This window comes from Acidaminococcus hominis, from assembly GCF_022484025.1.
Lineage (GTDB): Bacteria > Bacillota > Negativicutes > Acidaminococcales > Acidaminococcaceae > Acidaminococcus > Acidaminococcus hominis.
In genome coordinates, this window is the sequence record NZ_JAKVMG010000001.1 from 1,267,573 (window position 1) to 1,293,159 (window position 25,587).

Sequence of the window (25,587 nt, forward strand, 5' to 3'; positions counted from 1 at the left end):
TTCCCCTATTTCTTAGGGGCACTGACGAAAAGAAGGCTGCGCTTAGGCAGCCTTCTTTGATACTACTGTTAAATTTCAAACAATTGGCTGATGGACAACTGATTGTAGATGCGCAGAATGGTTTCTGCCAGAATCGGAGCCACGGACAGCACGGTGATTTTCGGATGCTTCTTGTTGGGAGGCAGCGGGATCGTGTTGGTCACAATCAGCTCTTTGATGCTGGATTGGGCAATCCGGCTGAGGGCAGGATCCGTCAGAATAGGATGGGTGCAGCAAGCATAAATTTCCTTGGCACCAAACTTCTTCAGGGCCTTGGCACCTTCGGTCAGAGAACCGGCGGTATCCACAATATCGTCAACCATGATGGCAATCTTGCCGTCTACGTTGCCGATCAGATTCATAACTTCAGCAACACCCGGTTCCGGGCGTCTCTTATCGATAATGGCAATCCCGCAATTCAGACGGGTTGCAATGTTCCGGGCACGGCTCACACCGCCCAGGTCGGGAGAAACCACAACCATTTCTTCCGGAGCAAAGTTTTTCTCTTTGATATAGTCGGCCAGAATCGGGCCGCCGGGCATATGATCCACGGGAATATCGAAGAAGCCCTGGATTTGGGCTGCGTGCAGATCGATGGTAACCAGCCGGGTAATCCCGGACACGGTCATCAGATCAGCCATCAGTTTTGCCGTAATCGGTTCACGGCCTCTGGCTTTTCTGTCCTGACGAGCATAGCCATAAAAAGGCACTACCGCCGTAATGTGTCTGGCGCTGGCTCTCTTGAAAGCGTCGCACATAATCAGCAGTTCCATGATGTTGTCATTTACGGCAGGTCCGCAAGTAGGTTGGATAACAAATACATCCTTGCCACGGACACTCTCATTGATCATGACCTGTACTTCACCATTGTTGAAACGGTTGATGACAGCGTCGCCTACCTGGGTTCCCAGATAAGCTGCGATTTCCCGCGCCAGATCAGGATTGGCGTTGCCGGAAAAGATTTTCATGTCTTCGCCTGTTTTATCACCCAACATACTTTTAATACCCCCACAGCTATATTCTTGTTAATACTCTTACAAAGTATACAACTCATTCAAGCATAAGACAACCGTTATTTTTTGCGATACTTCTCTGCCCAATCCGGAATGTTCACTTGTTTGCCCCGGGCAACCCCCAGTGCATTCTCCGGAACATCCTTGGTAATGGTAGAGCCAGCCGCAATATAGCTGCCTTTGCCGATGGTTACCGGCGCCACCAGATTGCTGTTGCAGCCCACAAAGGCATCGTCCTCAATGGTGGTGCGCTGTTTGATTTTTCCGTTGTAGTTGACGGTAATGCAGCCGCAGCCAATGTTGACCCCGCTGCCAATGTCACTGTCCCCAATATACTGGAGATGGGGCAATTTGGTGCCCACGCCAACGGTGGAATTTTTCACTTCCACAAAGTTGCCCATTTTCACCTTGTCGCCAATGACGGTATTGGGCCGCAGATGGTCGTAGGGTCCCATGGTAACGCCATTGCCTACCTGGCAGTCGTGGCCGTAGGTAAATTGGATATGGGTGCCATTTCCCACTTTTACATTGGTCAGCCGGACCTGGGGACCTACTTCACAGTCCTCCCCGATTTCCGTTTCCCCTTCCAGCCAGGTAAAGGGATACAGCACGGAGTCCCGGCCCACCCTTACGTCTTTTTCCACAAAGGTGCTGGCAGGGTCCATCACGGTCACCCCTTCGTCCATCAGCTTGTCCAGCAGCCGGGCGTTCATGACCTTTTGGGCCTGGGCCAGTTGCCGGCGGGAGTTGATGCCCATGACCATGTCAAAATCCTCGGTGCGGATACCAGCTACGGTTCTGCCCGCTTTCCGGCACAGGTCCAGGATATCTGTCAGGTAATATTCCCCCTGGGCGTTGTCGTTGGACAGATGGCCCAGCAGTTTAAACAACAGAGGCATTTCCGCGCAGTAGATTCCCGTATTGATTTCCTGGATTTTCCGCTGCTCCGGCGTGGCATCTTTTTCTTCCACAATGCCCGTTACCTGGCCCAGCTCATTCCGGAGAATGCGGCCGTAGCCAAAAGGCTCCGGAGCTATAGCCGTCAGCACGCTGACGCCTGCCCCGCTTGCCAGATGGGTCTCGTAGAACTTCTTCAGTTCTGCCCCTTCCAAAAGCGGCGTATCTCCGCAGAGAATCAGGGCTGTTCCCGGTTCCGTACCCAAAAGGTCCCTGGTCTGGAGCACGGCGTGCCCTGTACCCAGCTGCTCGGACTGGATAGCCACCCGGGCCCGGGTACCCAGAAAATCCGTCACCTTTTCGGAGCCAAAGCCCACAATCACTACCTTATCGTCCGCCCCTGCCTCATCTGCTGCTTCCAGCACGTGTTCCAGCATGGGTTTGCCGCATACCTGATGCAATACTTTCGGGAGCTTGGATTTCATCCGGGTTCCCTTGCCTGCTGCAAGAATAATCGCAGCCAATTCTGCCATAATTCCAGCCTCCTAGTTCTTCCTGTAGTTCTATTTGATTTCGATTTTATAGCCGGCTTGCCGCAAATGGCGCGCCACTTCCTGTACGTGTTCCTGATTCCGGGTCTCCACATCCATTTCCACCCGGGTTTCTCCCAAGGCAACGGACCGGTCGGCCCGGACATGGTTGATGTACAGGATATTTACCTGGAGTTTTTCCAGGTGGGTAATAAATTTTACCAGTTCCCCGGGACGGTCCGCCATCCAGGTGGTCAGCTTGATCCGGCGGCCTGTGCGGATCAGCCCCTTTTCAATAATCCGGGAAATGGTATTCACGTCAATATTGCCCCCGCTGATTACCGCGGCGGTCTTGTCAGAACCGGGTACGATATGGTGCAGAATGGCTGCCAGCGGCGTAGCTCCGGCACCTTCCACCACCATCTTGTCCCGTTCCAGCATTAGCAGCATAGCAGCTGCAATGTCTTCTTCCTTGACCAGCAGCATATCATCCACGTACTGGTTGATGACTTCCCAGGTCAGTTTTCCCGGCAGGCCCACGGCAATTCCGTCGGCAATGGTTTTGCTGGCTGGATGGCTTACCCAGTAGCCTTCTTTTTTGCTGAGATACATGGCCGGAGCCTGCTCCGTCTGTACCCCATAGACCTTGACCCTGGGATTGGTCTGCTTCACTGCAGCCGCAATCCCAGCCAGCAGGCCGCCGCCCCCTACAGGCACCACAATGCTGTCCAGCTCCGGATTTTGTTCCAGGATTTCCAGGCCAATGGTACCCTGGCCAGCCATCACGGCCGGATCATCATAAGGGTGGATAAAATATGCACCAGTTTCCTTTTGGATTTCCTGTGCCTTTCCCAGGGAAGCGTCGAAAGTTTTCCCATAAAGGACAACTTCTGCCCCATAGCCCTTGGTAGCTTCCACCTTGGCCAAAGGAGCCGCTTCCGGCATGACCACCGTGGATTTGCAGCCCGCCATGGTGCCGCCCAGGGCCACCCCTTGGGCATGGTTGCCGGCAGAGGCTGCAATAATGCCCCGGCTCTTTTGTTCTTCCGTCAGCGTCAAAATGCAGTTGGAGGCACCGCGTACCTTGAAGGACCCTGTCCGCTGAAGATTTTCCAATTTCAGATAAACCTCACGCCCCGCAATCTTACTGAAGGTATGGCTTCCCTCCAGGGGTGTTTTGTGAACCAGGTCTGCCAGTCTTTCCCGGGCAGCCTGAATGTCTTTCAAAGCAAGCAATTCAGTCATGACAGGATGCTCCTTGGTGATGTAATGTTTTTTTGTGTGGACCCTTGGGGTCCCGTAAGCAATGGTAAAAACTTGCGTCTTCTCCTTAGAACAGCTCCGGAACGATATCAATGACCTTGTTCTTTTCGTCCACGCTGCGCAGGGTCAGGAGGGAAGCATAATCCGTAACGGCCTTTTTGGCCGGTTCTTTGGAAGCGATGAACAGGAACGTACCCACTACCTCGGCTTCCACCTCGTCCGCCAGCTCCCGCAGACCGCTGGCCGTACCGCCGCCCCGCATAAAGTCATCGATGATCAGCACCTTGGCCTTAAAGGGCAGGGCTTTCCGGGGCAGGGACATGGACTGGATTTTTTTGGTAGAGCCGGACAGATAGCTGATGCTCACTGCCGGGCCTTCCGTAATCCGGGCTTCCTTCCGGGCCATGACCATGGGAATATTGAAGGCTCTGGCCGTACTAAGGGCCAGAGGAATCCCCTTGGCTTCCACAGTCATAATATATTCCGGCTTCAGGTCCAGGGACCGCTGCATAATGATTTCACCCAGCCGGGAAGCAATCTGGGGATTGAACAGCAGGTCATTCATATAAATCATGCCGCCGGGCAGTACCCGGCTGGGATCGTTGAGCTTTTCCGCCAGGTCGGCCAGAAATTTGTTGTTGGAATCAGTGGTGTGGTACGGGATAAAGCGCACTCCGCCGCTGGCCCCGGCCACCGTTTCAATGATGCCCAAATCGTAAGCGGACAGCCCGTTGCGCACGGTCTGCACGTCTTCACTCAAAGTCGATTTTGCTACCGTAAATTTTTCGCAGAAATAAGAGAAAGGATACAGCTGAAAAGGATGGTCCGTCAATTCCTTGGTCAGTGCCACAATGCGTTCCAAACGTTTGATTCTAGCCATTATTTAACCTCTTTCTTTTCATCTTCTCCAGAAGGCATCAGGTTCTGTTCCTCGATGACCTTCAAAAGGGTTCTTTCCGCGTTTTCCAGGTGGACCCGTACGGCCTTTTGGGACCGTTCCACATTCCGGCTGCCAATGGCCTCCATGATTTCCTTATGCTCCTCACCCATGGTTTCCAGTCTGCCGGGGTACGGCATGGACCGGCCGCGGATGGTGGTAATCTGCTCCCGCAGGTTGCTGACAATATTGATCAGCCGTTTGTTCCGGCTGGCCTTGTAGATTACGTCGTGGAAAGCCGTATCATTTTCGATAATCTTGGGGAAATCCCGGGAAGCAATGAGAGGCTCATCCAGTTTCAGCAGCCGCTTCATTTCGGCAATTTCCTCGTCGTTGATCCGTTCCGCTGCCAGCCCTGCCGCCAATACGTCCAGGGCAATGCGGATTTCGTACACTTCATTGATATCCTTAATGGAAATATTGGCCACGTAGGCGCCCCGGCGGGGAATCATCACTACCAGACCTTCCAGTTCCATTTTGCGGATGGCTTCCCGCACGGGAGTCCGGCTGACCCCCATGTCCTTGGCCAGGTGCAGCTCCATCAGGCGCATGCCCGGGGGAAACTGCCCGCTGACAATGGCGTTGCGGATGTTTTCCACCACCACTTCCCGTAAGGGCTTGTAGTTATCCAAAGGAATCTGATTCAAATGCTGCACCATATCAATTAACCTCCTGTACAGTTCGTGCTGCTAATAATTCTGCGTCCGGGTATTGCCGGCGCAGCGCCTGGGCTGCCGTTTGGGCGGCTGCCCCGCTGGGAAAAATGCCAAATAAGGTGGGACCGCTGCCGCTCATCAGGACCTTCTCTGCCCCCTGGTCCTTTAGGGCCTGGGACATTTCCTGAAGCAGCGGGTATTTTCTTAGGGTAACAGCTTCCAGGTCGTTGCCCAGCTGCTCCAGCAGGGCTTTCCGGTCACCGGCCCTCAGGGCTGCCTCCAGCCCGTCAATATTCTGGGGCTGCCTGTGTTTTACCTTGTCGATTTCCTGGTAGACCCAGGCCGTGGAAACTGCCAGTTCCCTGGGCTTTAGGAGTACCAGCTGGAGCTCCGGTGCTGCTGGCAGCACCGTCATCAGCTCGCCCCGGCCCCGGGCCCTTTGGGTACCGCCCCGGATGCAGAAAGGCACATCACTGCCCACCTCTGCTCCCACGGTTTCCAGTTCTTCCAGGCTCAGGGGACTGCCGTAATACTTGTTGAGCAGCCGCAGTACCGCCGCAGCGTCCGTACTGCCTCCTGCCAGCCCTGCTGCCTGGAAAATCCGTTTCTGGCATTCCAGTTGGACCTTCAGGCTGCACCCCGTCTTTCTTTGGAAGGCCAGGGCCGCCTTCACCATCAGGTTCCGTTCATCGCAGGGAAGGGACGGATCGTCCGTCCGCATACCGAAACGTTCGGCTGTCTCCAGGGAAATGGTATCACACAGGGATATGCTTTGCATAATCATATCCACGGTGTGAAATCCATCCGCTCGTTTTTCTGTGACTTTTAATCCTAGGTTGATTTTCCCGTATGCTTCCTGCTTCATCGGCATCGCCCCTTTCCTGCGTATTTTGTATGCATATTCTCCTATTGTAGCCTGTTTAGCTCTTTGCCGCAAGAGATTTTATGAACGTTTTTGGAGATTTTTTTGCATATTGTTCTTCCTTTGAAATATTCTGTCTAGTTGATACGAAAAGTGCTACAATATATACAATTCAACTGAAGGAAAGCGGGGCGATTTTGTGACCACTACAAAAAAACGTAAGGCTGGAATGGCTGCAGGCAAGCTACTCTACAAGTACGGCATGACCACCCTTGGCTGTGTGCTCATGGCCGCCAGTATCAACTGTTTCTTTCTCCAGCACCATTTTCTCTCCGGAGGCCTGGCTGGGCTTTCCATGATTCTGTACTATCTGTTCCAATGGCCCGCCGGTACCACCAGCTTTCTTATGAATATCCCCCTGTTTTTCCTGGCCTACCGTTACATGGGGAAGCTCTTCTGCTTTGACAGTCTGGTAGGCAGCCTGATTTTCTCCGTGGTTCTGGACGGCACCTCTTTCCTCCAGTCCTTGGTCTATGTGGACGATCCCCTTCTCTCCTGTCTTGCCGGCGGCGTTATGGAAGGTCTGGGCTGCGCCCTGGTGTACCGGGCAGAAACCTCCACCGGAGGCATCGACATTCTGGGCTTTATGACCAAGAAATACTACAACATCAGCGTCAGCACCACCAACTTTATCTACAGCCTGTTCCTGATGGCCGTGGCCGTATTTTTCTTCGGCCTGGAACCGGTGCTCTATTCCACCGTCATCTTCTTCCTGGCCTTTAAGGCCACCAACTTCTTTATGCTGGGCTTTGACTACAAGAAGACGGTGCTGATTATCAGCAGCCAGTCCGACGCAATCGGCCAGCGGATTATGAGTGAGGTCAACCGGGGCATCACCATCCTCCACGGGGAAGGCGGCTACTCCCACGCGCCCCAGGATATTATTCTGGTGGTAGTAAAGCTCACCCAGCTGGCCCACCTGAACACCATCATCAAGGAAGTGGACCCCATGGCCTTTGTTACCGTACAGGATACCAACGATGTATTTGGCCGGGGCTTTACCGCCCCCAATGTGGAAGGTACCCTGCCTCCCGAATGGGCTGCCAAAAAAGCCCAGGCTGAGGCCCAAGAAGCCACCCACAAAGAAAATTAAACCAAACACCCCAAGAAGCTGTGAAAAATGATCTTTCATTTTTCACAGCTTCTTTTGTTTTATTGGCAAAGAACTTCCTTCGGCCAAGGGAAATTGCCCTACGCTCGGGCCTTTTCCCTGCTTTGCACCCACTTATGCCAAAAGTTCTTCCCCGCTTACCTTTCCAACCAGCAGGGTAAGATGCCTGGAGGTGCAGCTACACAAAGCACCGCCAAGGCCAGCCCTGGGGTCCTGCCGGGTAAACATTCCCTGACTGCTGGAAATCAGCCGTCCCTGGGCAGCCCATTTTTTTCCGCTGCTTTTGCTGCCCCCAAAGCCCCGCAGCACCAAGCAGTGACGGCGGACAAAGCCCAAATTCCGTTTTTCAGGCGTTTTATTGTATTGGTAAATCTCCCCCCCTACCATTTTTTAAAAAGCGTTCCTTACAAGCGAATTTCATCGCTTAGACAGGTGATTTTTTATAGAATGCCCGCCCTGTCAGCCAAATTTCCGCCGCAGCCCCCCTGTTTCCGATTTAGCCCGCTGACTCAAAACAAAAAAAGAAGAGCCTCCCCTGGTTTCCCAGGGAAAGCCCTTCTCGAAAGGAGCCTGATTCAATATCAGCCGAAGATATTGACGAAGGTCATGATGATACTGGAGTTTACAAAGTCGACGAACATGGCGCCTACCAGAGGTACACAGAAGAAGGCACGGGAAGCAGGACCATAGACAGCCGTAATGGCACTCATGTTAGCCATGGCGTTAGGCGTAGCGCCCATACCGAAACCGCAGACTGCGGATACTTCAACAGCTGCATCGTAGTCTCTGCCCATAACATTGAATACTACGAAGTAGGTGAAGAAAGCCATTACCACAACCTGAACGACTGCAATAGCGGTCAGTGCGCCAGCGATGTCGAACAGTTCCCAAATTCTCAGGCTCATCAGGGCCAGGGACAGGAAAATGTTCAGACCAACATCACCCACGGTACCAACTTCGGACATAGGAACGTTCAGACCGTCAACGTTATCGGCAATGTTCCGGATAACAGCGGCAACCAGCATGGAGCCGATGTACCCAGGGAACACCAGGCCAACACTGGTGAAACCTTTGGAAACGATGGTACCAATACCCATGGCAACCAGGATTTCGCCGGTAGCCAGCATGATTTTTTCGCCGGTCATAGGGATGACCACTTTTTCTTCCATGCTGTTGCTGCCTTCACCGTTAGGATCGGATTCGTTTTCCTTGCTTCTCAGGTTATGTTTTACCAGCAGTTTGTGGGCAATAGGACCACCCATCAAGGAACCGGAAATCAAACCGAAGGTAGCCATGGCAATAGCCACGGTGGTAGCTCTTTGCACGCCAATGCTTTCCAGGAAAGGACCAAAGGCACCGGAAGTACCATGGCCGCCAACCAGAGGAATGGAACCTGCGCACAGGCCCAGCAGAGGCTGCAGGCCAAAAGCAGAAGCCATGCCTACACCCACGATATCCTGTAAGGTAATCAGAACTGCGCAGATGATGGTCAAAATCAGTACGTCACGGCCGCCTTTTTTCAGCAACGCAACGCTGGCGGAGAAACCAACACTGGTGAAGAAGATGTTCATGAAGAAGCTCTGCTGCACCGTATCCAGTTTGATTGGCCCAACGCCGGATTGATGCAAGGCCAGGTTGACCAAGGCGAACAGGATACCGCCGATTACAGGGTTAGGAATACAATAGGTTTGCAAAAATTTGATATGGGCTTTCAGGTATTTCCCTAAATAATACAGTAGAATACCAACGGCCAAAGTTTGATAGGAATTCATTGCCAATGCCATTTGCTTTTCCCCCTAACAACTCATATTTTGTTTTGATTCACTTCTTTGCTACCAAGTCAATTAAAATTTCCTCAAGCCGCGACCAGGTCCGTCCCCCTTGACGAGAATCCGCCGCTGTCTGTGCTAAAGCGACCATGCATTTTTGTAAGGATTCAAGGCTAAAATTATTGCAATGGGCCATGGTCACCTTGACAGCGTACGGATGCATCTTCAATTGGGCGGTGATCGTTTCTTGGCGAGCACCTTTTTCCATCATTTCTTTTACCAAAAGCAATTTGCGGATACTGGAGACCAGCCGGAGCTGAATGGGAACAATCCCGCCGCTGCCGGCATTTTTTCTTTCTTCCGCCAGAAGGTCCAAAACCTTCGTCAGGTTCCGTTCCTCCACTGCGTTCCCTAAGGCAAAACCGGAAATTTCCGGTGCCTGCGAAAACATCTGCAGCACATCTTCGGCCTGCCAGATTTTTCTCTGCCCTGCGTAAAGGTTCACTTTGGCGATTTCCTGCTGCAACTGCAGCAGGGGTACAGTGTCAAAAGCAGAGACATAATCCAGGACCAGGTTCAGAGCCTCCGGACTAAACCGGGCTCCGTAGGAATTCGCCTGTTCCAGTAACCAGGGCCGCAATTGATATGCTTTGAGGGTGGGGCATTCTGCCAATACCACGGCTTTGCTCATGTTTTTGAAAAAGGCTGATCGCTTATCCAATTTCGGACACAAGCAAAGGACAAAAGTGTATGCGGGCACGTCGCTGAGCAGTTCCATGAACTGCTGCACTGCCGTCTGCCCTTTGTCAGTTTTCCCCCCGGTGCTTTTTTTCTTGCCTTTCTGCTCCCCAGCGCCATGCTTGGGCAGCAGCCACGGGTTTTCCACAAGCACAAAATTGATTCCCCCAAAGAAGGATTCCGTGTTGATGGCTTCCCGCAGTGCGTTGATTTCAAACTTGTCCTGGAATCTCCATACGGAAACTTCCTGACCCTCGGCATCTGCCTTCTCCTTCAGGAGTTTGCCTAAGGCAGCTTTGCCGGCTTTTTTGTAATAGTCCTCGTCCCCCCAGATAATTACTGCGTGGGGCAGGTCTGAAGTTTGCCGCAGGCTTTCCAGGAATTGATCCGCTGCTACATTCACGCTATCCACTCCTAGAAAAATTCTTGCTGCCAGCGGCAGCTAACCCATTCGGGCCCATTACCGTCAAAAATCACTTTGATGGCCCCCAGCTGATCCGTCCTGGCCACCGGTATCGCTAACCGGTGGAGTTTGTCCAGGGTTTCCTGGTGGGGATGCCCAAAGCGGTTTCTCCGTCCTGCGCTGATGACAGCCAAACGGGGATGGACCGCCTGCAAAAAAGCTTCTGCCGATGAAGTCCGGGATCCGTGGTGGGATACCTTCAGCACATCGCTTGCAATCGGAGCAGTGGCTGCGGACAATTCAATACTTACTGGCGCATCGCCGGTAAACAGAACACTGTCCGTGCCATGACTTACACGCACCACTGCAGAGCTTTCGTTTGCGTCGCCTCCTTCCCCTATTGTACTAGGTGCTTCTACAACATATATTATACATTGTTTTAACCTAATTGTTTGCTTTGTGCGTATTTTGGATACAATTTCGACAGATTTGAATTTTGTACCGATTCTGATTGCTTTTTCCACGTCCGAACTGGGCTTTTCCACTGGCAAAAAAAGCTTATGTATTTTTACCCACCGGGCCACACCAGCTAGTCCTCCTGCGTGGTCATGGTGCCCGTGGCTAAGGATGGCAACATCTATGTATTCAATTCCCAGATGCCGGAGCACGGGCACGATGATTCTCTCCCCAGTATCAAAATTTTTGGTCAATCCTCCCGTATCGATTAAAATTGTTTCTCTTTCCGGGGTTACCACCAAGGCGCAGTCTCCCTGGCCCACATCCAAAAAATATACGGAGAACGGCTGAGAACGCCAAGAATTATAAGCAAATAGGATGCAGAGAGAAATACCCGAACATAATACTGTATACAATCTTAATTTTTGCATTTTTTCGCGTTTTTTCCAAGGTCCAAAAATGGCAAAAAGAATGAGAAAATACAGGAGCATTCCTCCCCACAGTCCACTTCCAGTGGTCACTTGGGTCCCAGGCAAATTAGACAGAATTTTCCCTAAACCTAGGGAGAATCCTAATAGCTGCGCTGTTCCTGTCAGAATTACACGACCCAGCACCCCTCCGCCAAGGTTAAATAAAAGGGTTCCCAAAGCAGACCCAGCCATGCAAACAGAAAGCAGTGGAACCAAAATAATGTTAGCGATGACAGATACAAGTGATAGGAAATGAAAATGGGCAATAAGCAGCGGCAAGCTGAACACTTGGGCGCTGAGGGGAACTGAAAGTGCTTCACTCAGGGGAAGGTTTAAGTATTTATTTAAGCGTTCTGCCACGGGTTTCTGGAGCAGCATCAGGCCCAGGGCCGCCGTAAAAGAGAGCTGGAACCCGATATCCCAGATCCAAAAGGGATGCCAGGACAGCAGGAGGATGGCAGCAAGGCCCAGGAAAGCCGTTCCGTCCGCCCGCCGGTCCAGCACCTGCCCCAGGAGCACGCCCGCTCCCAAGAGGGCCGCCCGGCATACGGAGGGCCGCACCCCGCAGAGAATGGTGTAACTCAAAAGGAACCCCAGCCCCAAAACCACCACCGCCGGACGGGGCAGCCGCAGCTGCCTGCACAGGGTCAGCAGCAGCCCCAAAAACAGGGCCACGTGGCTGCCCGACACCGAGAGCAGGTGGCTGAGACCGCAGCGCTGGAACAGCCGCAGGGTGTCTGCCGCGATTGCCCGGCTGCCCCCCAGCAGCATCCCTTCCAGCAGCGCACTGTCCCCCGGCGCCATGGCCTCCCGCACCCCCTGGCGCAGCTTTTCCCCAAAGCCATAAATTTTCTCCTGCCAGTTTTCCTCCCGGCTGAGAAAAGTCAGGTCCTTCCCTTCTCCCTGGAGGCTGCCCCCCTGGCGGTTGGCCGCCGCCTGGACCTCCGGCCGGGGCTGCCCCGGATTGTAGAAGCCATCCGGGGGCTGGAATTTGCCCCTAACCTGGACCAGGCCTCCAAAAGAAGGCGGTCCCTGCCACTTTTTTAGGTATACCCGGACCCTTCCCCGGGACTCCGCCAGCTGAAAGGAAAGGGAGCCGTACTGTCCCTGGGAAAAGGAGCCCGGCACCGGCCGCCCGGTAAGGACCACCTGCCGGTCCGCCAAATGGGCCATTCTCTGGGCTGCCGGGACGGCCCTGCCTCCCAAAAGGCCTCCCGCCCCCAAAGCGGTTCCCAGATACAGCGCCAGCAGCAGCCGTTTCTGCCGGACCCGGGGTGACGCCAGCAGCGCCCCCAGGGCCAAAATTGCCGTTACAGCCGCCCAAACCGGCCAGGGCACCACCTGGTTTACCCCTGCCGCAATTCCCGCCGCAAACGCCAACGAAGCCAGCAGCATGGCGTTCATTTCACACCTCCAGCCGGTCCTGGAACTTGGCCAGGGTGCCCCTGCCGATGCCGGACACCTGCAGCAGGTCTTCCACCGACTGGAACGATGCCTTCTGCCGCTGGGCAATGATCCGCTGGGCCAGGGAAGGACCAATGCCCGGCAGGCTTTCCAGTTCCTCCGCCGTGGCCGTGTTTACGTTGACCTTTCCGCCCGTTAGGGCTGTGCCGGCAGCGGCGCCTGCGGCCGCCCCGGAACTGCTGCCGGAGCTGCTTTTTGCCAAGCTGCCCTTACTGCTGCTTTTCTTATTTTTGGTTCCCTTCTGAAAGGGTACATTCACCTGGCACCCGTCCTTGCACTTTTTGGCCAGGTTCACCCGGGTTTCATCAGCGTCTTCCGTCATTCCCCCGGCCTGAACAATGGCCTCCTGGTACCGGATGCCCGGCTTGACGTAGTACAGGCCCGGAGCCTGGACCGCACCGCTGACATACACGCAGATTTTCGCCGTTTCCCGCCGCTTCTGGGTTTCCGTCGCCTCCTGGCTTACCGGCAGGGTCCCCTGGTGCAGCTCCCTGGGCTGCTGTTCCCACAGGCCAAACCCCAGACAAGCCAAAATAATGCCGCCAATCACCAGCCATTTTTTCTTTTCCCATAAGTTCATAGGTACCTCCTTTATTGCAGCAAAAAGGGCAGGTCCCTTCCTGTCGTTTCGATAGGAAAGAATCTGCCCGGAGTTCGATGTGTACAGGATATGAGTAGGTAGTTTCTATATACAGTTTTGCCAGGCGTCTAGCGCAGCCTGCTTATTTCTTTACGACAATGTTTACCAGACGGCCGGGAACGGCAATTACCTTCACCACTTTGCCGGCGCCGATTTCGTTTTTGATTTCCCCATTGGCCAGGGCCAGTTTTTCCAGCTCTTCCTTGGTGATTTCAGCCGGCGTCATGATCCGCACCTTGGGTTTGCCGTTGATTTGGATCAGCACTTCCACCTCGGAGACCTTGATGGCTTCCGGATCGTAGCTGGGCCAGGGTTCCTTATGGATGCTCTGGGTGCTGTCAATGGCATCATGCCACAGTTCTTCCGTAATATGGGGCACGAAGGGAGCCATCACCAAGAGCAGCTTGGAAATGGTTTCGTAAATCAGGCCCGCATTGACGTTTTCTGCCTTTTCCTTGTAGGCGTACAGAGCATTCACCAGTTCCATCATGGTGCTGATGGCCGTATTGAAGTTGAACCGGGTGTCGATGTCCTCGGTAATCTTCTTGATGCTGGTGTGCAGAATGTGGCGCAGTTCCTGATCCTGTTCGTTCAGGTTCTGGGTATCGTAGCTGGTCACGTGCTGAGCCAGTTCATTTTTGAAGTGGTACACAATCCGCCATACCCGGTTCAGGAAGCGGAAGGAGCCTTCCACGCCCTGGTCACTCCATTCCAGTTCCCGTTCTACCGGAGCTGCGAACATGATGAACAGCCGGGCCGTATCGGCGCCGTACTTGCCTACGATTTCTTCCGGAGAAACCACGTTGCCGATGGATTTGCTCATCTTGGCCCCGTCTTTGATAACCATGCCCTGGGTCAGCAGGTTGGTGAAGGGTTCGTCCGCTTTCACAAGGCCTGCATCGTGGAGCACCTTCAGGAAGAAACGGGAGTACAGCAGATGGAGAATGGCGTGTTCAATGCCGCCAATGTATTGGTCCACGGGCATCCAGTGGTTGACCGCTTCCTCGCTGAAGGGAGCCTGGTCATTGTGGGGATCCGTGTAGCGCAGGTAGTACCAGGAAGAACACAGGAAGGTATCCATGGTGTCCAGTTCCCGTTTGGCAGGACCGCCGCATTTGGGGCAGGTGCAGTTGACGAATTCTTCGCTGGTTGCCAGCGGAGACTTGGCCCCGGCATCAAACTTCACATCGATGGGCAGCCGTACCGGCAGGTCCTTTTCGGGAACCAGCACTTCGCCGCAGTGAGGGCAGTAGACCACAGGAATCGGGCAGCCCCAATACCGCTGCCGGCTGATCAGCCAGTCTCTCAGACGGTAGTTCACCCGTCTCTTGCCCAGGCCCTTTTCTTCCATATAGTCGATGATGGCGCCAACAGCCTTGTGCATTTCCATGCCGGTGAAGGGACCGGAGTTGACCAGCACGCCGTCTTTTTCTTCGTAGGCGTCGGTCATTTCTTCCAGCTTCAGTTCCTTGTCCTTGGGCTGCAGGGTCAGGATTTTCTTGATGCCGTATTTGGTGGCAAACATCCAGTCACGATGGTCGCCGCTGGGCACGCCCATTACAGCGCCGGTGCCGTAGTCCACCAGTACGTAGTTGGTGATCCAGATCTGCACCTTTTCGCCAGTCAGCGGATGGATGCAGTCGTGACCCGTATACATACCCAGTTTTTCCGATTCACTGGAGGTTCTTTCAATATCGGAGGTATTGCGCACTTTGTCGCAGAAAGCTTCCAATTCAGCTTTCTTGGGGTTGTTTTCCAGCAGTTTGGCTACCAGCGGATGTTCCGGCGGAATAACCACAAAGGTAACCCCGTAGATGGTATCCGGCCGGGTGGTGTACACAGCCAGTTTGGTGCCCAGATCCGGGCAGTCAAAGGCAAATTCCAGACCTTCGCTGCGGCCAATCCAGTTGCGCTGCATGGTCTTTACCCGTTCGGGCCAGCCCGGCAGCTTATCCAGGTCCTCCAGCAGCCGTTCTGCGTAATCGGTAATCTTGAAGAACCATTGGGACAGGTTCTTCTTCTCTACCGGGTTGTCGCAGCGCCAGCATTTGCCGTCGATAACCTGTTCGTTGGCCAGTACCGTGTTGCAGTGGTCGCACCAGTTTACGGCAGCTTCCTTCTTTACAGCCAGGCCCCGTTTGTACATCAGTTCAAAGAACCACTGGGTCCATTTGTAGTAATCTTCCTTGCAGGTGGTCACTTCCCGGTCCCAATCGTAGGACAGACCCAGCTCTTTTTGCTGGCGGGTCATGTTGGCAATGTTTTCCATGGTCCACTTGGCAGGGGGAATGTGGTGTTTGATGGCTGCGTTTTCGGCAGGCATGCCAAAGGAATCCCAGCCCATGGGATGGAGAACATTAAAGCCCCGCATGGTGCGGAAGCGGGCTACCACGTCACCGATGGAATAGTTCCGGACATGGCCCATATGCAGATTGCCGGAAGGATAAGGGAACATTTCCAGCACATAATACTTGGGACGGGGATCATCATTATTGACCTTGTAGGTCTTGTGCTCGGCCCAATACTTTTGCCAGCGCGATTCAATCTCGTGCGGCTCGTACTTTTCGTTAAACATGCACATACCTCCTAGAGAAGAAAACCCAGCTGTACACCTTGCATAAGTCTCCGAAATTCAGTAACATATGAGTATTACAGTGGTTTTACCCATGTATAATAGATTTATTATATATTTCGTATGGGATAAAGTCAACGCAGGAAGGAGTGGTACAAATGGCTCTATACGCCATGGGAGATCTGCATTTTTCAGGAGAACCCCCTACAAAGCCCATGGAAGTCTTTGGAGACCAGTGGCTCCACCACCGCCAGAAAGTGCTGTCCAATTGGCAGGAAACCCTGACCGAGGACGACACCATGCTGCTGTGCGGGGATACTTCCTGGTCCATGGAACTGGAGGACGCCGTCCGCCGGGACCTGGGAGCCCTGGCCGCCCTGCCCGGGCAAATTGTAATTTTAAAGGGAAACCACGATTATTGGTGGACGTCCCTGAGCAAAATGCAAAAGGCCGTACCGGAGAAAATCCATTTTCTCCACAATACCTTTTACCAAAAGGGGGACGTGGCCGTCTGCGGCACCCGGGGCTGGAACCTGCCCTCCATGCCCCAGTTCGGGGAACACGACGAGCTGATCTACAACCGGGAAATCCAGCGGCTGGAGCGCTCCCTGGCCGGTGCCCGGGCAGCCGGAGCGGTGCATCTCATTGCCGCCCTCCACTACCCGCCCCTGTACAATCCCGAAGAAGTCTCCGGCTTTACGGAACTGTGCCGCAAGTACCAGGTGGAACAATGCATCTACGGCCACGTCCACGGAGACGCCGCCCATTTTCTCAACCTGTTCCAGGGCGTCCGGGACGGCACCCAGTACCGGCTGGTAGCCGCAGACTATATCGACTTTCGGCCTGTAAAGATTTTGTAGCCCCAAAGGAGGCACCTGAATTTGCATCAATACCTATTTTTCATTGGAAATTTCCCCATCCGTATGTACGGCATCATGCTGTGCATCGCCATTTTTATGGCCTCCTCCGTGGCGTATTTCCTGGCCTGGCGGGATGGCCGGGGCTGGGAACAGTACCTGCCGGACATCGGCATCTACGGCGGCTTCTGCGGCCTGGTTGGCGCCCGGCTCTGGGACGTCTTCTTCTTTGACTGGGCCTATTACAGCCACCACCTCAGCGAAATCCCCTTCGTCTGGCAGGGAGGCATGGCCATCCAGGGCGGCATCGTAGGCGGTGTTTTGGCTGGCGCCCTGTACTGCCGCTATCACAAGGTGAATTGGCTGGAAATGCTGGATATCATCTGCCCAGCGCTGTTCATCGGCCAGTCCATCGGCCGCATGGCCAACCTGCTAAACGGGGACGCCTTTGGCCACCCCACCGGCGGCAATTTCGGGCTGCTCTATCCGGAAGGCACCCTGGCCCACAGCACCTACGGCAATGCGCCTCTGTGGCCCGCTGAGGTCTGGGAAGGCCAGATTGACGTGATTCTCTTTGCCATCCTGCTGCTGTTCCAGACCACCCGTCCCAAAAAAGGCCAGCCCAGCTGCCTGTACGTGATGCTCTACTCCCTGCTCCGGTTCTTTTTGGAATTTCTCCGGGGAGATTACGTACGCCCCATGCTCTTTGGGCTGAAATCCGCCCAGGTCACCAGCCTGTTCTTCTTTTTGGCGGCCCTCGCCCTGTTTATCTGGGCCGGGACCCAAAAGCCCCCTGCCCCCCAGCCTGTGGAAATATCCCCGGAAGAAGCTGCCGGCACCAAAGCCAAGGGGAAGGGCAAAAACCGGAAATAAGCACTCTCAGGGATTGGGGCTAACCCCCTAAAACAAATGGACTAGGAAACGTGAAAGCCACGTTTTCCTAGTCCATTTTTGCTTAGGCATTTTCCCACTTCTTCAGTTCCGGCAGGTAATACTTTCTTGCTTCCACCACTAGCAGCGGAGGAATGCCAAAGAACGGTTCTCCAATAGCGCCTGCAATGGCCGCCAGGGTATCGCTGTCCCCGCCCAATGACACCGCATTGCGCAGCCCATCCTCAAAGGAGTCCGCGTCAAGAAACGAAACAATTCCCTGGGGCACCGAGTTGTCGCAGGAGGAATCTCCCCGGTAGCTGTCCCGGATGCCCTCCACCGTAAAATGCAGATTGTAGTACCGGCCGGCATAGGCGCCCAGGCCGTCCTTGTCCGCCCCTTTGCAGGCCAGAAACGCGCACCCGGCCACCGCCTTGGCGGCCTTATAGGCACTGGGATGGTTGTGGCTTACCCGGGCGGACACCATCGCCAGATGTTCCACTTCTTCCAGGGTCCGGCCAAAATACGCCGCCGGAGCCACCCGCATGGCCGCTCCGTTGCCAAAACTGCCATAGGGCCCCAGCTCCTTGTGCTGCAGCCAGTACAAAAACTTGCTGCCGTAGCCGGCGTCAGGGTACCGCAGCCCGATGTTCCGCATAAAGTGGGCCAAAAGACCTTCCACGTAGGCGTCCTCCCCCAGCCTGCCTTCCTGCTGGGCCTTGGCAAAGGCCTCCGCCACCGCACAGGTCATCAGGGAGTCGTCGGTCACCCGGCATTTGGCAGAAAACAAGGGAAACTCCTTACTTTTAAACCCGGTCCATTCGTAGGCCGAACCTACCAGGTCCCCGATAAATACCCCTTCCATCTGCCCGCCTCCTTACGCCTTATACTGAAGCTCCACCGGACAGTGGTCGCTGCCCAGTACGTCGGAATGAATGATCACATCTTCAATATTTTCCGCCCCGTTCTGGGATACCAGGAAATAGTCGATTCTCCACCCTGCGTTCCGTTCCCGGGCCTTGAACATATAGGACCACCAGGTATAGGCTTCCGCCTTGTCCGGATACAGCCGCCGGAAAGAATCCACAAAGCCCCCTGCCAGGAACTGCTGGAACTTGGCCCGCTCCTCGTCGGTAAACCCGGCGTTATGGTGGTTGCTGTCCGGATTCTTCAGATCAATGGGCTGGGCAGCCACATTCAAATCCCCGCAGACAATCACCGGCTTGGTTTTGGCCAATTCTTCCGCATAGGCCTGGAAGGCATCCTCCCACACCATCCGGTAATCCAGCCGTTCCAAGCCCCGCTTGGAATTGGGGGTATACACGCAAATCAGGTAAAAGCTGGGGTACTCGGCGGTAATCACCCGGCCTTCGTTGTCGTGCTCCGGGATATTCAGGCCATAGGTTACCGAGAGAGGCTCCGTCTTGCTGAAAATAGCCGTACCGGAATACCCCTTTTTCTCGGCACTGTTCCAGTACTCATAGTAGCCCGGAAAGGCAAAAGCCGCCTGTTCCCGCTGCATTTTCGTTTCCTGGACGCAGAAAATATCTGCATCCGCTGCCTGCATAAAATCTGCAAAGCCCTTATTCATACAGGCCCGCAGCCCGTTTACATTCCAGGTAATCAGTTTCATATTTATCTCCTATCTCCTTCCCCTGGCTTCATCAGAGGAAAGACCAGTTCCAGCACCAAAAAGCCCAGCGCCCACAGCAGATAGTAGGCGTAGAAGGGCAGTACGAAAGAATAACTTACCACGCAGGCCCAAAAGCCCAGGGTAACCAGCAGCAGCCCCAGGGTAAAGAGCCACCGTTTCCGGTAGGTCACCCCGCAGGCTGCATAGTGGCAGCCCAAAAGCAGGTAGAACACCTGCTGGAGCAGGGCCGCCCCCAGACTTCCCAGGTCCGGATCCTCCACGCACCACACCGCTCCGCCCAGGAGCAGCACCGGCCACAGGGTCCACAGCAGGCCCTGGGGCTGGAGCATTTCCCGCCAGCCGAAGTGCCGCCAGACATTGCACAAAATCAGGGGCACCGTCAAAAGGAACCACCCTTCTAGCAGCGGATACTCCACCTTCAGGGGCCAGCTCAGAGGCAGCAGGTACACCGTACCCACCAGCAGCGCCAAAACCGCCAGCCCCCAGCTGGTCCCTTCCTGCCGCAGCCGGCTGGCCAAGGGCAGCAGCAGCCAGGCCCCGGAACACAGCCACAGCAGCAGCACCAGTTTATAGGGAGCGTACCAATCCACCGCCGGGGTCACGAAAGTGGTAACGCAGTTAAAAAGCAGCATCACCCAAAAGAGCAGGTCCACCCGCTCTTTTAAAATCAGTTTAAGGACTTCCTTATTGGCCATGAGCAGTATTCTCCATCTGGGCCAGAAAGTCCAGGCTGTGCAGGGGCCGGTCCGTCTGGTACACAATAAACGCATGGAGGATTTTCTCCATTTCCATCAGTTCCCGGCCCCGCACCGTAAAGTTGGGCGGCTGGGCCAGGTCCAGCTGCAGCAGCTGCTCCATCAGGTCCCGGGTCCCCAAGGACATGGGCAGCTCCTCCCCCAGGGCACAGTTTTTGCACAAAAAGCCCCCCTGGACCAGGCTGAAAAAGCCGTCCTCGGTAACCGGTTCATTGCAGCTGGTGCAGCTATCCAAAATAGGCTGCAAGCCGCACAGGGCCAGCAGCTTCAGCAGCGTGCTGTCCGTTACCAGCCGTTTGTTCCGTTTGGGCAGCAGCCGGTAGGCATCTACCAGCAGCTGGAAAATCTCCTCCTGGGGTTCTTCGTCCCCCAAAAGACTTTCCGCCGTTTCTCCGATAATGGCCCCGTAGGCCAGCCCTTCCCAATCCATTTCCGCCGGCCGCTCCAGGCTTTCGCAGCCCCGCAGGGTAGCAAAACGCCGCCCGGGCAAAAGGGAAACCTGCAAATGGGCAAAGGGCTGCACCAGCCGCCCGCTCTGGTTCCGGGCGTAGGCCGCCCCGTAGGCAATAAACGGGATTTTCCCGTGTTCACGACAAAAGCAGACTGCGAACTTATCCGCAGTCTGCCAATTTTTCACCCGCAATACAATTGCTTCGTCTTGATATACTTCACTGCTCATGGACAGCCGCTTCTTTCTCCTGGTCGTCTTTTTTCAGGGGAATGACCCGGACCCGGAGCACCCGGAACCCGGTAGAATCCAGCACCTCAAACTTGTAGCCGTTGGCTTCCACACTGTCACCCACCACGGGCTGCCGGCCAATGAGGCCAAACACATAGCCCCCGATGGTATCCTCTTCCGGTTCATCAAACTGGATGCCCATGATTTCGGACACCTCATCCAAAAGCACCAGCCCGTCAAACACATAGGACCCGTCCGGCATCTTGTTGATTTCCGGCATATCCGTATCGTGTTCGTCCTGGATGTCCCCAACGATTTCCTCCAGCAGGTCTTCCATGGTAACAAGTCCCGCCGTGCCGCCGTATTCGTCGGCCACCGCAGCCATCTGCACGTGCTTGTGCTGCATCAATTGGAGGATTTTGGCAATGGACATACTTTCCGGCACCACGTCGATTTCCCGCATGATGCTGGTCCAGTTGAAATCCGGTTTCTGATAGTCCGCATTCATCAGTTCCCGGATATGGATAATCCCCAGAATGTGGTCCCGGTCTTCCCGGCACAGAGGATACCGGGTATGGCCCGATTCCTTGATGACCGCCAGGTTTTCCTCCACCGTATCATCCACAAACAGGCAGACCATATCCTGCCGGGGCACCATGACCTCCCGGGCCACCCGGTCCGCAAAGTCAAAGACATTATCGATCAGCCGGCTTTCCACCGGGTCGATGCTGCCGCCCTTTTCGCTGGCACTGACCATTTTCCGCAGATCATCTTCGGAATGGCTGGTGCCGGGATGGACCGGTTCAATTCCCATAAAATGGAACAGACCCCGCCCCAGATGATAAAAGACATAGGCAAAAGGATATAAAATTGGTTTCAATATGCGCCCTAGTAAAGGCCCCGAGTCTATAGGACATCTCTCCTTCTATAGTATTTTAACATAACAATTTTTATAAATTACAGCACTACTTAGTAAATAATTATACAATAACAGCCCATTCCGGTCAATATTGGTTATGGTCGCTGGCCAGGCCCAGGCGCTTCAAATCGCCCTCTTTTTCCCGCCATTTGGGCCGTACCTTCACCCAAAGCTCCAGGTACACCCGGCTGCCCACCAGGTCTTCAATATCCAGCCGGGCACGCTTGCTGATTTCCTTTAGCATACTGCCCTTATTGCCAATCAGAATGGCCTTTTGGGAATCCCGTTCCACAAACAGGTCGGCCCGGACGTAGACCATGCCGTTGTCCCGTGTCTTCATTTCCTGGACCTGCACCGCCACAGCGTGGGGCACTTCGTCCCGGGTCAGCTGCAGCACCTTTTCCCGGATGATTTCGGCGGCCATGACCTTTTCCGGCTGGTCCGTGTACATATCCTCCGGATAGAAATCCGGTCCGTAGGGCAGGCAGCCGATGATTTCCTCAAGCAGGGCGGAAAAATCCGTATCTTCCAGGGCCGACAGGCTGACCACCGTCTTAAAATCGTATTCCTTTTGGAACCGGGCAATGATGGGCAAAAGCCGGCTCTTGTCCCCCAGCTGGTCAATCTTGTTCAGCACCAGAATAGCCGGTACCCGGCAGGAATTGCGCCGCCGTTCCAGAATGGTTTCCTCACCCTTGCCGAATTTCTCGCTGGCATCCACCACGTACAGCACCAGGTCCACATCCTGGATGGCGCCTTCCGCAGCCCGCACCATATGTTCCCCCAGCTTGTCCTGGGGCTTGTGCAGCCCGGGAGTATCCAGGAAAATCACCTGAGCCTCAGCGGTGCTCAAAATGCTGAGGATCCGGTTCCGGGTGGTTTGGGGCCGGTCAGAAATAATGGCCACCTTTTCCCCCACCAGTTTATTCACCAGGGTGGATTTCCCTGCGTTGGGGCGGCCTACCACAGCCACAAAGCCCGCCCGATGTTGTTTTTGTTCAGCAGCTTCCATGCAAATTTCCTTTCTGCTTGTCATGCTTATAGGTCAAAACTGTAGGGCAGCAGTTCTTCCAAAGAAGTTTCCTTCACGTCGCCCTTCAGGTTGGTCAAATAAATTACAGGAATCTGAAATTCCGCCATCACCTGCCGGCAGGCCCCGCAGGGAGCTACCGGCGCCGGGGTGTCCGCCGTTACACACAGGGCCGCAAATTCCCGTACCCCTTCCTTTACCGCCGCAAAAATAGCGTTCCGCTCGGCACACACTGTCAGCCCATAGGAAGCGTTTTCGATATTGCAGCCGGTGAAAATCCGTCCGTCCTTGGCTCGTACTGCCGCCCCCACCCCAAAGTGGGAATAGGGAATATAGGCGTTTTCCCGGGCCTTCACCGCCGCCTGGAACAATTCCGCATCAAGCGCCATCTCAGCCTCCGTACTTTTCTTCCGCCAGGTCCAGTTCCCGGAGCACCTGCTCCTCCCGGGCCCGCATTACCTGCTTGTCCGCTTCTTCCATATGGTCATAGCCCAGGAGATGCAGCATCCCATGGACCGCCAGGTAGGTCATTTCCCGGTTCAGCCCATGACCAAACTCTTCCCCCTGCTCTACGGCCCGGGGAGCAGAAATGATCACGTCCCCCAGCAGATGCTCGGCTTCCCCGTCTTCCACTTCCGGTTCCTCGTCCCCCTCGTCCAGGGCAAAGGAAAGCACGTCCGTGGGACGGTCGATGCCCCGGTAATCCCGGTTCAGCTGGTGGATTTCGTCGTTGTCCACAATGGTAATATCCACTTCCGTGTTGTCCGTCAGCTTCTCCAGCCGGGCAATGATGTCCATGGCCTTTTTCAGGGTTGCTTCCAGTTCTTCCGGTACCTGAATTTCTTCTTGGTTATTCTCCAGTGTTACGATCATGGTTTTTCGCCTGCTCCTTTTCTTTCTTCTTCCGGTCGTAGTTTTCATAGGCCTTGATAATGGCCCCTACAATCTCGTGGCGCACCACGTCCCGCTCGGAAAATTGGATAATCCCGATTCCCGGCACGTTCCGCAGCACATATGCCGCATTGGTAAGCCCTGACTGTTTCCCGCTGGGCAGATCCACCTGGGTAGCGTCCCCGGTGATGACCAGCTTGGAGCCAAAGCCAAACCGGGTCAGGGCCATGCGCATCTGTTCCGCCGTGGTGTTCTGGGCCTCGTCCAAAATGATAAAGGCGTCGTTCAGGGTACGCCCTCTCATGTAGGCCAGCGGCGCCACTTCGATGGTGCCCCGGGCTAGGTGCTTCTGGAATACTTCCATACCCAGCATTTCGTACAAGGCATCGTACAGCGGCCGCAGGTACGGGTCCACCTTTTCCTGCAAATCCCCCGGCAGAAAACCCAGTTTTTCTCCGGCTTCCACCGCAGGACGGGTCAAGATGATCCGTTCCACTTCCTTATTTTTTAACGCCTTCACCGCCATGGCCACTGCCAGGTACGTTTTCCCCGTGCCCGCCGGCCCAATGGCAATGGTAATATCATTTTCCCCAATGGTCTTCAGATACTGGAGCTGGCCCAGGGTCTTGGCCTTGACCTGCTTGCCCCGGAAGGTGGTCAGCACCGTATCCGTGTACAGGGTATGGAGCTGGCTTTCCTTGCCCTCCAGCACCAGCCGCAGCCCGTACTTTACATCGTGCTCCGTAACCGGCAGCCCCTGGCGGTACAGGTACAGCAGTTCAGAAACCAACTTTTCCGTATAACCCACCGCTTCTTCCGAGCCGGAAGCAATCAATTCATTGCCCCGGGGAATCAGGGTGCAGTCCAACTGCTGCTGCAAAAGACGCAGGTATTCGTCATTTTCTCCCAGCACGGCCACCATTTCCCGGGAATCCCGGAAAGCAAACCGTTTTTCTAGTTGTTCTGTCAAACTCCGCTCCTCCTGTCTAGTCCAGCGTTTTGATGGTAATGGTCTTGATGATTACCGGTTCCACCGGCTTATCCTGGGCATCGGTCTTTACCTTGCCAATGGCCTGGACCACGTCCATGCCTTCGACGACCCGGCCAAAAGCCGCATGCTTGCCGTCCAGCCAGGGCGTGGCTTCCAGGGTAATGAAGAACTGGCTGCCCCCGGTATTGGGGCCCCGGTTGGCCATGGAAAGGATGCCCGGGCCGCTGTGACGAATCTGGTCAGAAAACTCATCAGGAATGGTGTAGCCAGGCCCCCCGGTGCCATTGCCCTGGGGATCGCCCCCCTGGATCATGAAGCCATCAATCACCCGGTGGAAGGTCAGCCCATTATAGAAGCCCGATTCCGCCAGTTTGATGAAATTGGCGCAGGTTTTGGGTGCTGCCTCCGTGGCTAACTGCACCTGGAACTTTCCTTTACTGGTATCAAACAGCGCAAGCACCCGCTGGGGTTTGGCATTTGCCTTGGTGCTGGCAGCCTTGGGAGCCTCCGCACTGCCGCAGGCAGCCACTGCCACACAAACGGCGAACAGCAGCAGGGTCACAAATTTTTTCCACATAGAGAATACCTCCCTTATTGTCTTCAGCAGCTGCCCAGCCGCCCGGTTTCAGGCTTTCCGCGGCTCAGGAAAAAAGACCTCCGGCCGTTTTCTCCGGCAGTCTGCAAACTTGCATATGTAATCATTATATCGTTTCTAAGGTAAAAAAGAAACAGGAAACCCCGTATTGCCCTTGACAATAACGCCACTTTCGGGTAAAATTATCTCATTGTTTAAGGAACTATAGCTCAGATGGTTAGAGTATCACGTTGACATCGTGGGGGTCACTGGTTCGAGTCCAGTTAGTTCCACCATTGAAAATTTATCCTGTCGCTGCGGCGGCAGGATTTTTTTTCGTCTGAAAGGCGCTCCCCTAACCCCGCCCCGGACAAAAAGGCATACCGCTCTCGCCGCCAGCAGCTTGAGCAGTATGCCTTTTTTGCGTATCTTTCCCTGTTAGCCCCACAGGGGTTTTCTACATATAAGTTAGTGTACAAAAACTTGT

The 25,587-nt window shown here is 54.7% G+C and carries 25 protein-coding genes and 1 tRNA gene; 4 read left to right on the plus strand and 22 right to left on the minus strand.

Annotated features, from left to right (window positions below; translation table 11 throughout):
* Positions 1-68 precede the first annotated feature (68 nt).
* From LKE88_RS05625 to ispE, 6 genes are all read right to left on the minus strand, one after another.
* A complete protein-coding gene (locus tag LKE88_RS05625; protein ID WP_105325965.1) occupies positions 69-1,034 on the minus strand; it encodes a ribose-phosphate diphosphokinase in 966 nt (321 codons plus the stop codon).
* Positions 1,035-1,111: 77 nt separating this feature from the next.
* Entirely contained in the window at positions 1,112-2,482 is a 1,371-nt protein-coding gene (gene glmU, locus LKE88_RS05630; protein ID WP_105325966.1) for a bifunctional UDP-N-acetylglucosamine diphosphorylase/glucosamine-1-phosphate N-acetyltransferase GlmU, read from the minus strand.
* Between the two features lie 30 nt (positions 2,483-2,512).
* Positions 2,513-3,724: a threonine ammonia-lyase gene (ilvA, locus tag LKE88_RS05635; protein ID WP_118287032.1), complete on the minus strand. Its 1,212-nt coding sequence runs from the start codon at positions 3,722-3,724 to the stop codon at positions 2,513-2,515.
* 85 nt (positions 3,725-3,809) lie between these two features.
* Complete coding sequence (purR, locus tag LKE88_RS05640; RefSeq protein ID WP_105327508.1) at positions 3,810-4,622, minus strand: pur operon repressor; 813 nt, start codon at positions 4,620-4,622, stop codon at positions 3,810-3,812.
* Positions 4,622-5,338, minus strand: a complete 717-nt coding sequence (locus LKE88_RS05645; protein ID WP_105327509.1) for a GntR family transcriptional regulator — start codon at positions 5,336-5,338, stop codon at positions 4,622-4,624. Before LKE88_RS05645 ends, purR begins: the two co-directional genes overlap by 1 nt.
* Position 5,339: 1 nt before the next feature.
* A complete protein-coding gene (gene ispE / locus LKE88_RS05650; protein ID WP_158572339.1) occupies positions 5,340-6,200 on the minus strand; it encodes a 4-(cytidine 5'-diphospho)-2-C-methyl-D-erythritol kinase in 861 nt (286 codons plus the stop codon).
* Between the two features lie 196 nt (positions 6,201-6,396).
* On the opposite strand from ispE, the gene LKE88_RS05655 reads away from it, so the two are divergent.
* Entirely contained in the window at positions 6,397-7,350 is a 954-nt protein-coding gene (locus tag LKE88_RS05655; protein ID WP_276803006.1) for a YitT family protein, read from the plus strand.
* A 132-nt stretch (positions 7,351-7,482) separates the two neighbouring features.
* On the opposite strand, the gene LKE88_RS05660 is transcribed toward LKE88_RS05655, so the two are convergent.
* The 6 genes from LKE88_RS05660 to leuS form a co-directional block, all read right to left on the minus strand.
* Positions 7,483-7,755 carry a hypothetical protein gene (locus tag LKE88_RS05660; RefSeq protein ID WP_118287033.1) on the minus strand — a complete coding sequence of 91 codons (273 nt, stop codon included), beginning with the start codon at positions 7,753-7,755 and terminating at the stop codon, positions 7,483-7,485.
* Between the two features lie 194 nt (positions 7,756-7,949).
* Positions 7,950-9,152, minus strand: a complete 1,203-nt coding sequence (gene gltS / locus LKE88_RS05665; protein WP_105325982.1) for a sodium/glutamate symporter — start codon at positions 9,150-9,152, stop codon at positions 7,950-7,952.
* A 37-nt stretch (positions 9,153-9,189) separates the two neighbouring features.
* A complete protein-coding gene (holA, locus tag LKE88_RS05670; RefSeq protein ID WP_158572340.1) occupies positions 9,190-10,278 on the minus strand; it encodes a DNA polymerase III subunit delta in 1,089 nt (362 codons plus the stop codon).
* An 11-nt stretch (positions 10,279-10,289) separates the two neighbouring features.
* Positions 10,290-12,608 (minus strand): DNA internalization-related competence protein ComEC/Rec2, encoded by a 2,319-nt coding sequence (locus LKE88_RS05675; protein WP_105325984.1) that lies wholly within the window; start codon positions 12,606-12,608, stop codon positions 10,290-10,292.
* A gap of 1 nt (position 12,609) precedes the next feature.
* Positions 12,610-13,248, minus strand: a complete 639-nt coding sequence (locus LKE88_RS05680) for a ComEA family DNA-binding protein (RefSeq protein ID WP_105325985.1) — start codon at positions 13,246-13,248, stop codon at positions 12,610-12,612.
* Between the two features lie 142 nt (positions 13,249-13,390).
* On the minus strand, positions 13,391-15,883 hold the full coding sequence (gene leuS, locus LKE88_RS05685) for a leucine--tRNA ligase (RefSeq protein ID WP_105325986.1): 2,493 nt from the start codon (positions 15,881-15,883) through the stop codon (positions 13,391-13,393).
* A 155-nt stretch (positions 15,884-16,038) separates the two neighbouring features.
* Here leuS and LKE88_RS05690 point away from each other — a divergent pair, with 155 nt between their 5' ends.
* Both LKE88_RS05690 and lgt read left to right on the plus strand, forming a co-directional pair.
* Positions 16,039-16,740 carry a metallophosphoesterase gene (locus LKE88_RS05690; protein WP_105325987.1) on the plus strand — a complete coding sequence of 234 codons (702 nt, stop codon included), beginning with the start codon at positions 16,039-16,041 and terminating at the stop codon, positions 16,738-16,740.
* 21 nt (positions 16,741-16,761) lie between these two features.
* Positions 16,762-17,610 carry a prolipoprotein diacylglyceryl transferase gene (lgt, locus tag LKE88_RS05695; RefSeq protein ID WP_105325988.1) on the plus strand — a complete coding sequence of 283 codons (849 nt, stop codon included), beginning with the start codon at positions 16,762-16,764 and terminating at the stop codon, positions 17,608-17,610.
* Between the two features lie 82 nt (positions 17,611-17,692).
* On the opposite strand, the gene LKE88_RS05700 is transcribed toward lgt, so the two are convergent.
* The 10 genes from LKE88_RS05700 to LKE88_RS05745 form a co-directional block, all read right to left on the minus strand.
* Entirely contained in the window at positions 17,693-18,472 is a 780-nt protein-coding gene (locus LKE88_RS05700) for an ADP-ribosylglycohydrolase family protein (RefSeq protein ID WP_276803011.1), read from the minus strand.
* A 12-nt stretch (positions 18,473-18,484) separates the two neighbouring features.
* Positions 18,485-19,240, minus strand: coding sequence for an exodeoxyribonuclease III (locus LKE88_RS05705; RefSeq protein WP_105325990.1), 756 nt, complete (start codon positions 19,238-19,240; stop codon positions 18,485-18,487).
* A 2-nt stretch (positions 19,241-19,242) separates the two neighbouring features.
* A complete protein-coding gene (locus LKE88_RS05710; protein ID WP_105325991.1) occupies positions 19,243-19,956 on the minus strand; it encodes a hypothetical protein in 714 nt (237 codons plus the stop codon).
* On the minus strand, positions 19,946-20,695 hold the full coding sequence (gene recO / locus LKE88_RS05715) for a DNA repair protein RecO (RefSeq protein WP_105325992.1): 750 nt from the start codon (positions 20,693-20,695) through the stop codon (positions 19,946-19,948). Before recO ends, LKE88_RS05710 begins: the two co-directional genes overlap by 11 nt.
* Entirely contained in the window at positions 20,685-21,509 is an 825-nt protein-coding gene (locus LKE88_RS05720) for a hemolysin family protein (protein ID WP_233547575.1), read from the minus strand. Before LKE88_RS05720 ends, recO begins: the two co-directional genes overlap by 11 nt.
* Before the next feature lie 190 nt (positions 21,510-21,699).
* Entirely contained in the window at positions 21,700-22,626 is a 927-nt protein-coding gene (gene era, locus LKE88_RS05725; protein WP_118287034.1) for a GTPase Era, read from the minus strand.
* 26 nt (positions 22,627-22,652) lie between these two features.
* Positions 22,653-23,033: a cytidine deaminase gene (locus LKE88_RS05730; RefSeq protein WP_105325995.1), complete on the minus strand. Its 381-nt coding sequence runs from the start codon at positions 23,031-23,033 to the stop codon at positions 22,653-22,655.
* A gap of 1 nt (position 23,034) precedes the next feature.
* Entirely contained in the window at positions 23,035-23,517 is a 483-nt protein-coding gene (ybeY, locus tag LKE88_RS05735) for an rRNA maturation RNase YbeY (RefSeq protein WP_105325996.1), read from the minus strand.
* On the minus strand, positions 23,495-24,505 hold the full coding sequence (locus LKE88_RS05740) for a PhoH family protein (RefSeq protein WP_118287035.1): 1,011 nt from the start codon (positions 24,503-24,505) through the stop codon (positions 23,495-23,497). The genes ybeY and LKE88_RS05740 overlap by 23 nt, the downstream gene beginning before the upstream one ends.
* 16 nt (positions 24,506-24,521) lie before the next feature.
* Positions 24,522-25,103, minus strand: a complete 582-nt coding sequence (locus tag LKE88_RS05745) for a peptidylprolyl isomerase (protein WP_105325998.1) — start codon at positions 25,101-25,103, stop codon at positions 24,522-24,524.
* A gap of 216 nt (positions 25,104-25,319) precedes the next feature.
* Here LKE88_RS05745 and LKE88_RS05750 point away from each other — a divergent pair.
* Positions 25,320-25,396: transfer RNA gene (locus tag LKE88_RS05750), tRNA-Val, on the plus strand.
* Positions 25,397-25,587 lie beyond the last annotated feature (191 nt).